The following is a 423-nucleotide window of genomic DNA, read 5'->3' as shown; positions in this document are numbered from 1 at the left end:
ATGCAAGGCTTGCGTCGTTTGAAGAACCTGAAAGCGCAATGCCCCTTGTTCAGGAAGTGATCAAGGCGCGCAAGCCTTTCCGGCGCGAGGTGACGACCAACCAGATCACCGGCGAATCCACTTACACCGTGGTCAGCGACGGAGGAACCGTACGTCACCCAAATACTGGCCTTACTCTGTCGGCCAGGCAGACAAGCGTCTTTGTCGTCCATCCGGACGATCCGAATTCAGCACGGGGAACCGTGACCTGGGAGAAGTCCTACGTCCGAGGCGATTGGGACGCCAGAGTCAGGGTTTCGGCGACAGTGCGCGCGCTACGTGATGTCTGGCGCATGGAGACTCATCTCGTCGCCCGTTCTGGCGACGAGACAATCGTTGATCGCGAAGAGGTCAGGGAGTTTCCACGCGATATGAACTGAGAAG

The 423-nt window shown here is 58.2% G+C and carries 1 pseudogene; it reads left to right on the top strand.

Features of this window, described 5'->3' with window-relative positions:
• Positions 1 to 419: pseudogene (locus EOA24_RS40935) on the top strand (peptidase S15); the annotation flags it as partial.
• Positions 420 to 423: the final 4 nt, after the last annotated feature.

It is taken from the genome of Mesorhizobium sp. M2A.F.Ca.ET.039.01.1.1, assembly GCF_003998035.1.
Lineage (GTDB): Bacteria > Pseudomonadota > Alphaproteobacteria > Rhizobiales > Rhizobiaceae > Mesorhizobium.
This window is presented reverse-complemented; position numbering and strand designations above follow the sequence as displayed.